The organism is Mesorhizobium sp. M5C.F.Ca.IN.020.32.2.1 (assembly GCF_004023105.1).
Taxonomy (GTDB): Bacteria; Pseudomonadota; Alphaproteobacteria; order Rhizobiales; family Rhizobiaceae; genus Mesorhizobium; species Mesorhizobium wenxiniae.
Genome location: NZ_RZSX01000202.1, coordinates 1 through 8,358, shown reverse-complemented (window position 1 = coordinate 8,358; position 8,358 = coordinate 1). Strand labels below are relative to the sequence as shown.

At 63.8% G+C, this 8,358-nt stretch carries 8 protein-coding genes and 1 pseudogene; 4 read left to right on the top strand and 5 right to left on the bottom strand.

The window, feature by feature from the left end; translation table 11 throughout:
- Together EOA86_RS12740 and EOA86_RS12735 are read right to left on the bottom strand one after the other, a co-directional pair.
- Positions 1-213 (bottom strand): annotated as a pseudogene (locus EOA86_RS12740) (arginase family protein); the annotation flags it as partial.
- 218 nt (positions 214-431) lie between these two features.
- Positions 432-845: a VOC family protein gene (locus tag EOA86_RS12735; protein WP_127211920.1), complete on the bottom strand. Its 414-nt coding sequence runs from the start codon at positions 843-845 to the stop codon at positions 432-434.
- Positions 846-911: 66 nt separating this feature from the next.
- On the opposite strand from EOA86_RS12735, the gene EOA86_RS12730 reads away from it, so the two are divergent.
- On the top strand, positions 912-1,538 hold the full coding sequence (locus EOA86_RS12730) for a TetR/AcrR family transcriptional regulator (protein ID WP_128341966.1): 627 nt from the start codon (positions 912-914) through the stop codon (positions 1,536-1,538).
- Here EOA86_RS12730 and EOA86_RS12725 read toward each other — a convergent pair.
- A complete protein-coding gene (locus EOA86_RS12725; protein WP_128341964.1) occupies positions 1,480-2,427 on the bottom strand; it encodes a LysR family transcriptional regulator in 948 nt (315 codons plus the stop codon). The genes EOA86_RS12730 and EOA86_RS12725 overlap by 59 nt on opposite strands.
- Positions 2,428-2,535: 108 nt before the next feature.
- Here EOA86_RS12725 and EOA86_RS12720 point away from each other — a divergent pair, with 108 nt between their 5' ends.
- The 3 genes from EOA86_RS12720 to EOA86_RS12710 all read left to right on the top strand — a co-directional run bounded on the left by EOA86_RS12720 (position 2,536) and on the right by EOA86_RS12710 (position 7,289).
- The gene (locus EOA86_RS12720) at positions 2,536-3,171 is read left to right on the top strand and encodes an FMN-dependent NADH-azoreductase (RefSeq protein ID WP_127211126.1); all 636 of its coding nucleotides are present in this window, start codon (positions 2,536-2,538) and stop codon (positions 3,169-3,171) included.
- Positions 3,172-3,333: 162 nt separating this feature from the next.
- The gene (locus EOA86_RS12715) at positions 3,334-4,716 is read left to right on the top strand and encodes a 3' terminal RNA ribose 2'-O-methyltransferase Hen1 (RefSeq protein ID WP_128341963.1); all 1,383 of its coding nucleotides are present in this window, start codon (positions 3,334-3,336) and stop codon (positions 4,714-4,716) included.
- Entirely contained in the window at positions 4,713-7,289 is a 2,577-nt protein-coding gene (locus tag EOA86_RS12710) for a polynucleotide kinase-phosphatase (RefSeq protein WP_128341961.1), read from the top strand. The genes EOA86_RS12715 and EOA86_RS12710 overlap by 4 nt, the downstream gene beginning before the upstream one ends.
- Before the next feature lie 7 nt (positions 7,290-7,296).
- On the opposite strand, the gene EOA86_RS12705 is transcribed toward EOA86_RS12710, so the two are convergent.
- A complete protein-coding gene (locus EOA86_RS12705) occupies positions 7,297-7,590 on the bottom strand; it encodes an HlyU family transcriptional regulator (protein WP_065009209.1) in 294 nt (97 codons plus the stop codon).
- Positions 7,591-7,696: 106 nt separating this feature from the next.
- The coding region (locus EOA86_RS12700; RefSeq protein ID WP_348633343.1) for a PadR family transcriptional regulator at positions 7,697-8,358 on the bottom strand (662 nt) is incomplete at its 5' end.

Here is an 8,358-nt window from a genome sequence, read left to right as displayed (position 1 = left end):
AAGCAGGACCGCGCAGTCGCCGCCGACGACCAGCGGGAATTCGCCTCGGCCCAGCGCGCCGGCAACAACTTCGGCGAGTCCGAGGTTGAAACTGCGTATCGCGTTGCCGTTGCGCAGCCGGGTGCCCGGCTGCGGCACCGTGCTATAGGCGGGCCGATCAAGATCAACCACTTTGGCGGGCGCAAGCGTCTCGATCAAGCCGGCTTCGGTCAATGCCTGCGGCGCACGCCACGTCCCCGGTATATGATCTGGTCTCAGCGGGCGGAGGCCAAGATTTGAGGGTGCGCGGACAAGGCAGATTTCACGCATGGAATGGTCCCAAGGTTGCCAAGCTCACCATAGACCGCGAATGCCCGCCCGGTCACGCGGCCCGAGCCGTCCCCTCACCTCTGCCAACAGTTCCTGTCGGGGGGCGTCGTTCAGGCTCCCCGTCACCCTTCAACAAACTGCGCCAGGAACTCCGCGCTCGGCGGGATCGGCTTAATCACGTCGATCAGCACGCCATTGGGGTCTTTGGTGATGAAATGACGCTGGCCGAAGGGTTCGTCGCGCAAGGACCGCAGGATCGGCAGGCCGGCGGCCAGGATCCGTTCGTAGACCGCGTCCGGATCCTTGACCTCGAAATTGATCAGCAGCCCCGAGGTTCGGCCACGCCCCTCCTCAGGTATTGTCTCGTGGTCGCCTTGGACGATGCCAAGATTGACCCGGCGATCCTCGGCCGACTGCAGATGCACATACCAGTCGCTCGCAAACAGCGGCTTGAAACGGAAGTGCTTGATATAGAATGCCTTCGTGCCGGCAACGTCGCCCGTCATCAGCACCGGATAATAGCTCGTCGTCTTCATCTTTCCTTCTCTCGTCAGATAACATACAGTCTGCATGTCAATTGTATTAACATACAGGCTGCACGTATGCAACAGGAACCCGCGCGCCGCTCCAACCGCGATCGCACCGAAGCGACGTGCGCCGACCTGATCGCCGCGGCGCGAAAACTGTTCACCGAGAAATCCTATGCAGAGACCGGCACGCCAGAGATCGTGGCTGCGGCCGGCGTCACGCGCGGCGCTCTCTACCACCACTTTGCCGACAAGCAGGCGCTGTTCGCCGCGGTGGTCGAGCAAGAGGCGGCGGCTGTGGCGGAAGAGATCGAGCGCGCCTCGCCGCCCTCACTGTTTGCCCGTGACGCGCTGATCGCCGGTTCCGATGCCTACCTTGCCGCCATGCGCGCACCCGGCCGCACCCGGCTGCTGCTGCTCGACGGACCGGCCGTGCTCGGCCGCGCCGCAATGGACGACATCGATAACCGCCACGGCAACCGTTCCTTGCGCGAGGGCCTCGTCGCGGCGATGCGCGCGCAGACCATGACAAGATTGCCGGTGGAGGCACTGACCGCGCTGCTTGCCGCCGCCTTCGATCGGGCGGCGCTCGCTGTCGAGGCCGGCGCCGAGACCGGCCCCTATCGCGAGGTGCTTGTCGCCCTTATCGATGGACTGTCTCCGACTCATCCTCAGGCACCTGGCCCGGCTCGAACTCGTTGAAGCAGCCGAGCTGCCGTTTGAACTGATCGATCAGCCAAGCTGCCGCGGGTTTCGGGCTGCGGTCGGTGCGATGCATGGCAAACAGCGGCGAACGCACCTCGCTGTAAGGCTCGAGGTCGAGTTCCACCAGCCGGCCACTCGCCAGATCATCGGCGATCAGCCATCGCGGCAGCCCGCCCCAACCCAGACCCTCACGCATCAGCATATGCTTAGTGCGCAGGTCCGTCAGCCGCCAAGTGCGGTAGGCAAAGACGCCAAAGTCGCGCCCCTTGGTGCGCTCGGACTGGTCGGTGACAACGAGTTGGGTGTGTTCGCGCACCTCCTCGATCGCCACCGGCTTCGGCAGCAGCGCCAGCGGGTGGCTGGGCGCGGCGGCCAGAACTATCGACATGAAGCCGATGCGCACAAGGTGGACGTCGACCTCGCCCAGCAGGCCGCCAACACCGAGATCGGCTTGCCCGCTGACGACATGATCGGGGATCAGGCCGAGCGTGCCGATATGGAGGCGCAGCATCACGGTCGGAAACTGAGCCTCGAACGCCTTCAGCACCCGCACCAGCACCGGTGAGGGCAGTGCCGCATCGACCGACAGCGCCACTTCCGCCTCCAGCCCCTGATGGTAGCCGTCGACGCGCGAGCGGATGCGCTGCAGCACACCGGTCATGCGTCGCGCGTCCTCCAGCATCGCCCGGCCGATCTCGGTCAGCTGCGGCTCGCGCGTGCCCTCACGCTCGAACAGTTGCAGCCCGAGCTGCGCCTCGAGATTGGCGATGGCATAGCTGATGACCGATTGCGCGCGGTTGAGCTTGCGCCCGGCGGCGGAGAAACTGCCGGTGTCGGCCACCGTGACCAGGATTTGCAGTTGGTCGAGCGTCGGATTGGGTTGCATAGCCTTATCCAGATTGTAGATGGATAGTATAAAAAATATACCAGTTTTTCAAATGGGTCGAGAACCCATATTTAGCGGGACAAATCGTTCCAGCCCTGGAGACCCGCCATGTCCATCCTTCTTGTCACTTCCAGCCCGCGCGGCAATGCCTCGCACTCGACCCGTATCGCCACCGAGCTCGCCGAGAAGCTCGTTGCCGCCGATCCGTCGGCCAAGCTTGTCGTGCGTGACCTTGTTGCGAACCCGCTGCCGCACATCGATCCGGACTATTCAGCCGGCATCTACACGCCGGCTGAATCCCGTACCCCGCGCCAGGCCGAGGTCGTCGGCGTGTCCGACGCCGTGCTCGACGAGCTGTTCGCCGCCGACACCATCATCCTGGCCACCGGCTTTATCAATTTCGGCATCTCGTCGACCCTGAAATCCTGGGTCGATCATGTCGCTCGCTCCGGCAAGACCTTCGCTTATGGCGAGAATGGCCCGAAGGGCCTAGTCACCGGCAAGAAGGTCTACATCGTCCTCGCCTCGGGCGGCATCTATTCGGAAGGCGCTGCCGTGCAGATGGACCACGCCATCCCTTATCTGCGCAGCGTGCTTGGCTTCATCGGCATGACCGACGTCGAAGTCATCCGCATCGAGGGCGTCGGCATGGGCCCCGAGGCCGTCTCGGCCGCTCTGGCCAAGGCGTCAGCCAAGGTGGATGCCGTTGTAGCCTCAACCGGAGCGGTCGCCGCTGCCGCGTAGAGCACGAACAACTGGTAACCAGAACAAAAGGCAGGCGCCCGGCGCCTGCCTTTTTGCGATCTGCTAGCGCGGCTGCGCCCGAGTCAAAGTGTTGGATGGCTTTTACCAGGATAGCGGCGCGACACCATTGGTTATTCCGCTTGTCTGCGCTATCGGTCGCCGATGTTCCTCTCCGTCGCCACAACGCATCGTCCGGCCACAGATCTCGGCTTCTTGCTGCACAAGCATCCCGATCGTCTGCACGAGACCGACCTGTCCTTCGGCAAGGCGTGGCTGTTCTATCCCGAGGCGACTGACGAGCGTTGCGAGGCTGCACTACTGCTCGACGTCGATCCGATAGGGCTCGTGCGGGGCAAAGGTCAGGCAGAAGGCCTGCTGGACCAGTATGTAAACGACCGGCCCTATGCGGCATCGTCCTTCCTGTCGGTGGCGCTAAACAAAACGCTGCGGACCGCTATGACCGGCATATCAAAGGAGCGTCAGGAACTGGCCAACAGCGACCTGCCGCTGGAGGCGGTGGTGACACCGCTGCCGATGCGCGGCGGTGAGGCTCTGGTTCGAGGCCTGTTCGAATCTTTGGGGTGGACCGTCGATCTAACCCCGATAGGGGACGTCGGGTCTGGTGCAAGCGGCCCGCGATACGGTCAACTGAAGTTGACCGGCACCGGCCGGCTAAGTGCCCTGCTGAACCACCTTTATGTCCTGATCCCGGTGATGGACGACGCCAAGCACTACTGGGTCGGCGAGGCTGAGATCGACAAGCTGCTATCCAAGGGCGAGGGCTGGCTGGAAAACCATCCCGCCAAAGACCTCATCGTACGTCGCTATCTGCGCAATCGCGGTGCCTTGGCCCGTATCGCCCTGGAGCGATTGGCTCCCGAGACGGCCGGCGAGGCGCTGCCTCCTGAAGTCCGCGTCGCGCCCGAGGAGGCGCTGGAGGTGCCGATCCGGTTGAACGATTTGCGTATGGACGCTGTGGTTCAGGCCATTCGAGCCACCGGCGGAACCACTATTGCGGATTTGGGATGCGGCGAAGGCAAGCTACTCTATCGGCTTGTGCGCGAACGATGGGTCCACAAGCTGTTTGGACTTGATCCTGCAGTCCGCGAACTGGAATGGGCTGCCAAGCGTCTCAAGCTGAACGAATTCGGCGGGCCGCCCGAGGGTCGGGTCACGCTGCTACATGGATCGCTGACGTATCGGGATAGACGCTGGGCCGAGGCCGACGTTGTGGTGCTGGTCGAAGTCATCGAGCATCTAGACGAGAACAGGCTGCCTCTGGTCGAACGCATCGTTTTCGGTGAGACGACGCCCAAGTCGGTGATCGTGACCACTCCGAATGCGGACTACAACGTTCTGTTCGCCAACCTGGCCCCTGGCGCCTTTCGCCACCCGGACCACCGCTTCGAATGGAGCCGCGCCCAGTTCGAAACCTGGGCGGCCAAAATTGGTGAGACCTATGGCTATGCCTCCGCCTTCAGCGGCATCGGGACCGAGAACCCTGTGCTGGGGGCGCCCACGCAGATGGCGGTATTCACGCGATGAGAGAGCCCGACAAAACCGATCTCACCATCCCTGACTTCGCTCTGGTTGTGCTGATTGGCTCGACCGGATCGGGCAAGTCGACTTTCGCCGCCAAGCATTTCCTGCCGACCGAGATCATTTCCTCGGATCGCTGCCGCGGGCTCATCACCGACAACGAGACTGATCAAGACGTCTCGGCCGACGCCTTCGAGCTGGTGCGCGAGATCGCCGGCAAACGGCTTAAGCACCGCAAGCTGGCCGTCATCGACGCCACCAATGTGCGGGCCGCCGACCGCAAGGCCTGGGTCGAGCTGGCGCGCAAGTGGCACGCTCTGCCAGTCGCTGTGGTCATCGATCCTGGTGTCGATGTCTGCGTCGCGCGCAACGCGTCGCGCCCCGACCGGCCGTTCGGGCCCGGGGTGGCCCAACGCATGACGACCGAAATCCGCAAGGGTCTCGGCGGCCTGCAACGCGAGGGCTTCCGCCAGGTCTGGAAGCTTACCAGCGAGGCCAGCATCGACACCGCCAAGGTCTCGCGCCAACCGCTGTGGACCGACAAGCGCGGCGACCACGGTCCGTTCGATATCATAGGCGATGTCCACGGCTGCGCCGATGAGCTTCAGATCCTGCTCAGTCGACTCGGCTACAGGGTCGCTTGGTCCGAGGATCGCGACGATCGGACGGTCGCCGTGACCCCGCCGGACGGCCGCAAGATCGTCTTTGTCGGCGATCTCGTCGATCGCGGCCCCAACGCGCCCGATGTCCTGCGCATCGCTATGAGCATGGTCGCAGCCGGTACTGCCTACTGTGTCCAAGGCAATCACGAACGCAAGCTCAGCCGATGGCTGGAAGGCCGCAAGGTCACGGTCGCCCACGGCCTTCAGCAAACGATCGACCAATTGGACGCTCAGGATCGCGGTCTGCGAGAAGCCCTGCCGGCCTTCCTCGACGGCCTGCGCAGCCATGTCTGGCTGGACAGCGGACGCCTCGCCGTCGCTCATGCTGGCCTTAGGGAAGAGATGATAGGACGCGGCTCCGGCGCCGTGCGTGAGTTCGCCCTCTATGGCGAGACCACAGGCGAGATCGACCAATTTGGCCTTCCCGTCCGAGCGGACTGGGCCACGGCCTACCGTGGCAAGACGGCCGTGATCTACGGCCACACGCCGGTGCTGTCGGCCGAGTGGGTCAACAACACCCTGTGCATCGACACTGGCTGCGTATTCGGCGGCAAGTTGACGGCTTTGCGCTGGCCCGAACGCGAACTGGTCGATGTCCCGGCAATCCAGACCTGGTCGGAACCGATGCGTCCGCTGGGCGGTTCCAGGCCGGATAAATCGGCGCAGGCCGATGCCGACGGGGTACTCGACTACCAGGATGTCTCCGGTCGCCGTTGGATCGAGACCGAACTGAGAGGCCGGATTGTCGTAGCCGAGGAGAATGCTTCGGCAGCGCTGGAGGTAATGAGCCGCTTCGCGCTGCCGCCGCAATGGCTGATCTATCTGCCGCCGACGATGTCGCCGTCAGAGACGAGCAGCCTAGGCGGCTGGCTGGAACGTCCCGAGGACGCCCTCGCTTACTACCGCGAACGTGACGTCGCTCAGGTGGTGTGTGAGGAGAAGCACATGGGCTCGCGGGCAGTGATCGCGCTGTGCCGGGCCGCGCAGACGGCCCGTAACCGCTTCGGGACATTGGGCGATGAAACCGGCGCGATCTGGACCCGGACCGGACGCTCCTTTTTCAACGACCCTGCCATGACGGAAGGCCTGCTCGCCCGTCTCCGCGCCGGCGTCGAAGCAGCGGAACTGTGGGAGGAATTAAACAGCGACTGGCTGCTGCTGGACACCGAGATAATGCCCTGGTCGGCCAAGGCCAGCAGCTTGATTGAAAGCCAGTATGCGCCGGTGGCAACGTCCTCGGCCGCCGGCTTCCAGGTCAGTCGCGAGGCGTTGGCCCGTGCGATGGCGCGCGGCGTCGATGCAACCGCCCTCAACGCCCGCCTTGAAGACCGGGCTTCGCGTGCGGCCAAATATGCCATCGCCTGGGCGCCCTATGTGTGGCCGGTCTCGGACATCGACGGCCTGAAGGTTGCGCCGTTCCACCTGCTCGCCAGTGAGGGACGTGTTTGGTTCGACCAGGACCACATTTGGCACATGACGCTTGCAGACCGTCTGGCTGCGGGCGATGGCGTGGTAACGCGCACGCGATGGCGCACGGTTGATCTGGCCGACGCCAGCGCGTGTGCGGAGGCCGTCGCCTGGTGGGAGGCGCTGACGGGCTCGGGTGGCGAAGGCATGGTGGTTAAACCGCTCGACTTCATCAGTCGGAGCAAGAAGGGACTCATCCAGCCGGCGCTGAAAGTCCGCGGCCGAGAATACCTGCGCATCATCTATGGCCCCGAATATGATGCGCCGGACAATCTGGTCCGCCTGCGAGAGCGAAGCTTGGGCGGCAAGCGCAGCTCGGCGCTCAGGGAATTCGCGCTCGGCCACCAGGCGCTGAAGCGATTTGTCGCCAAACAGCCGCTTCGGCGGATTCACGAGTGTGTTTTTGGCGTGCTGGCGCTGGAGAGCGAGCCAATCGATCCAAGGCTGTAATGAGGATCTACCCGAACATCTTCTCGCCCTGCTCGTCGACGAGTTGGATGCCCTTCTTGATCGAGATGTCGACGGCGTCGTCGAGCCCGGCAAAACGGTCGGCGCGGATGAATTTGTGCTCCTTCATCACGCCGTCGATCTCCTTAGAAACTACGCCGCAGGTCTGGTATTGGCCTTCCGCCTTGTAGGGCGTCGCGCTGATTAAAAATCCCTTGTGCTCGATCTGCTTTGCCGGTGCAGCACTCTTTGGTTCGCCCGCGTCACCGCCGCCACCGCCGAAAAGACGTTTCAGAAAAGACATGGGAGCGCCCTCCAACGGCAATCATCCTGCATCACATAGCGTGGTGCAGGATGATTTCACTAGCGGTCCTTAGGCAAACGGGCAAGGGCCGCATCCGGCCCGGACGTCAATCGCGCGACAGCGCTTCGAGGGCTTCGGCCGCCCCTTTCAATATTGCGATTGCCTCGGCCTGTTTTTCAGCGGGCGCGTCGACGATGTCGCCGAGGGCTGCGCGCAGCCGGTGGCGCACGGCGCGGAATTCGTTGCGCTTTTCCGAACGGCCGCGGCCGCGACGTCCGCCATCCTCGTCCTCGTTCCAGCCGAACCAGTCGCGCGCCTTTGCCATCTTGCGGCCGAAACGCTCGAGATGGTCGAGCACATGGTCGATCATCTCGCGATTGCTATTGAGATGCGCCTGCCCGGCCTCGGTAATCGAAAACACCTTCTTGTTGCCTTCCGCCGACGAGACGGCATAGCCGGCCTCTTCCAGGAAGGTCAGCGTCGGATAGACCACGCCTGGGCTCGGGCTGTAGACGCCGCTGGTGCGCTCCTCCAGCGCCTTGATGATGTCGTAGCCGTGGCGCGGCGCCTCGGCCAACAGCGACAGCGTGATCAGCTTGAGATCGCCGTCGGCCAGCATACGCCCAGCGCGGAACATGTCGCCCGGCCCGCCGCGCCCGCCGCCCCTCATGCCGTGGCCGAATGGGCCGAAGCCGCCGCCACGACCGCCGAATTTGCCGGCCATATGCATGAAAACGCGCTCGGCATGCTCGCCGAAAGGATGATGTC

Excerpts from the sequence above, each read along its gene's own strand:
- EOA86_RS12735 (WP_127211920.1), bottom strand. The coding sequence starts at position 845 with ATGAAGACGACGAGCTATTATCCGGTGCTGATGACGGGCGACGTTGCC.
- EOA86_RS12730 (WP_128341966.1), top strand. The coding sequence starts at position 912 with ATGCAACAGGAACCCGCGCGCCGCTCCAACCGCGATCGCACCGAAGCG.
- EOA86_RS12725 (WP_128341964.1), bottom strand. The coding sequence starts at position 2,427 with ATGCAACCCAATCCGACGCTCGACCAACTGCAAATCCTGGTCACGGTG.
- EOA86_RS12720 (WP_127211126.1), top strand. The coding sequence starts at position 2,536 with ATGTCCATCCTTCTTGTCACTTCCAGCCCGCGCGGCAATGCCTCGCAC.
- EOA86_RS12715 (WP_128341963.1), top strand. The coding sequence starts at position 3,334 with ATGTTCCTCTCCGTCGCCACAACGCATCGTCCGGCCACAGATCTCGGC.
- EOA86_RS12710 (WP_128341961.1), top strand. The coding sequence starts at position 4,713 with ATGAGAGAGCCCGACAAAACCGATCTCACCATCCCTGACTTCGCTCTG.
- EOA86_RS12705 (WP_065009209.1), bottom strand. The coding sequence starts at position 7,590 with ATGTCTTTTCTGAAACGTCTTTTCGGCGGTGGCGGCGGTGACGCGGGC.